At 64.2% G+C, this 2,450-nt stretch carries 1 protein-coding gene; it reads right to left on the minus strand.

Going from position 1 to position 2,450, the window contains the following annotated elements:
- A partial coding sequence (locus tag AC07M1_RS19365; RefSeq protein ID WP_495164280.1) for an RHS repeat domain-containing protein occupies positions 1 to 2,450 on the minus strand: 2,450 nt, incomplete at both ends.

Here is a 2,450-nt window from a genome sequence, read left to right on the forward strand (position 1 = left end):
TCATAGACGTTGCTGGCGGTACCGCCGACGGTATAGGCGCCGCTCTCGGTGACGCTGAGCAGGTCGCCCGCCTTGCTATAGGTCGACACCTGCACCAGCCCGCCCGCCAGCGTCACCGTGGTCTGGGTCGCGGCATCGTTGAAGTAGATGTTGGTGACGCCACCGTTGATGTCGGTCGATGCCATCAGCCGCCCGAGACCGTCATAGGCGAAATGCTCGGCGTTCTGCGTCGCCGTGCCGCGGCTCAGCAGCTGCCCGGCCTGATCATAGGTGTAATATGTGTGGCTGTAGCTACCCGTCCCGTGCCACGCAAAGCCGCCATTCTGGGAGCTGCGTATCCGCTGGCCCAGGTTCCCGCGTATGTCATAGATTGTGTAGTCAATCTGCGCGCTCGATGTGTCGCCGAGCGAGCCGCTCCAATTGTCGAGCGTCGCCTGCGAGATCGTCGCTGTGGATGCCAGCGCGCTGACATCGTACACATGATCGGGGAAATCGTTGGTCCAGTAATGCTGACCGTAGCTGTCGTACCAGTTGCGGGTGACATGGCCTTCGGCGCTGACCGTGTAGACGAGCTGGTTGAGGCCGTCATAGGCGTAGCGGGTCGTCTGGCTGGCATTGGCCGAGGTCCGGTCGGACGCCATGCGGGTTTCGGTGAGGACCTGGTTCGCGGCGTTGTAGGTGCGGGTGACCACATTGCCGAGGCGATCGGTGGCGGTCAGCACATTGCCATTGCCGTCATAGGTGTAGCTGGTCGCCTGACCCGCGGCATCGGTGACGCTGATCAGGTCGCCCGCGTCGTTATAGGCGAACTGCGTGACCTGAGCCTGCGCGGTGCCATAGCCGGTCGTGATGCGGGTCAGCTGGCCAGCGGCGCCGGTGGTCGTCTGCTTGGTGAGAAGCGGTGCGCCGGCGATCAGGCCCTCGCCCGTCCGGTATCCCCCCGGAAGATCCGCGTAGAAATAGGCGCCGCCCCCTTCGTCGCGATCATAGACCCGGATGATCTCGACGCGTGTCTCCTGGCTCGCCGAGAGGCCCTCGATATAGTAGCCGCCACCCGCATAGCGGTTCAGGGTTCCGGGGCCGGACACGATCCGGGCAGTGGCGGTCGAATTGTCTCCCCAGCCGGTCTGGTTCCCCCACAATCCCAGGAATTGCGACGTCGCCGATCCCATCGCCTTCATGGATAGGGAGAAGCTGTACCGGTCTCCCTTCCTGGCGGAGAGGCCGGAAGAAACACCCGCCCACTCACCCGTTTGCAGTGACGTGAACTGATAGGCGGGGCTGCCATGAATCGTGCCCGCAGGCGTGCGATTGACGCCGCCATGACCCCAGTTGCCCATGTCGATTAGCGAAAGGCTCGCCGCCGTCATGCTTCGCGTCAGCGTCGCATCGGCGGCGATCACCGCGGCGCCGGCGCGATGCCCTCCGACATTGTCGACATAGATATAGGCGCCGCCCGCTCCAGCATGATCGTAGATGCGGGTGATTTCGATGCGGGTGGGTTCGGTCGTGGACAGCCCGACCACCGACCAATGGGCCCCGCGCTGCTCAAGCGTCCCCGGACCCGAGACGATCCGCGCCGATGAGATCCCCGGACCGGCATATCCGGTGCTATTGGACCAAAGCCCCATGTCGTGGGTGGTGTAGGCACCGAAGGCCTGAAGGGTGAGGCCGAAGGTGATCGTCTCACCCGCCGCGAAGTTGAAGTGGTGGGAAATGCCGCCCCATTCGCCGGGTACCGCCATCGTGAACTTGGTGCCGATGACGCCACCGATCGCCGCGTCTTCACGCGTGACCTCTCCGATGGGCCAGGTGCCGATCGGCTGCGCGAAATTGTCATCGGCATAGTCGAGCCGCGTGACCTGACCCATTGGATCGGTGACGGTCGTATAGCCGATCCCATAGGCGATGCCGGTGGTGCGGGTGACGCCGCTGGACACGGTCTCTGCGATCGAGGTGACGCGGTTCGCCCCGTCATAGCCGAACGCGACATGCGAGCCGTCGGTCTGGCTGATCGTGGCGACGAGTTTGGACGTGCCGTGATAGGTGTAGCTGGTGGTGTAGACGTTGCCGTCGCCGACGCTGTTGTCGTTCGGCGTCAGATCGACGGTGACGGTCGAGAGGCGGTTATAGCCGTCATAGCCGTAGCGGGTGCGGGTGAGGCCGGTTCCGTGGCTGTAGGTGACCAGGCTGGTGAGGTTGCTGCCCAAGCTGCCCGACCAGGTGAACTGGGTATAGCCGCCATCAGCGGTGGTCACCTGCGTCAGATTGGCGCCGGTATAGCTGAAGGTCAGGCTGTTGCCGCTGGCGTCGGTCTGCGACGCGATCCGCCACTCCGCCGCACCATGGGTCGAATAGACTTCGGTGATCCGGCTGTCGCCGTCGGTCCAGGTCCAGAGGTTGCTGGCGCCATTATAGCTCAGCGTATCGTAGCTGCCCGCGCCGTCGGT

It is taken from the genome of Sphingomonas sp. GW821-FHT10C01 (genome assembly GCF_059415525.1).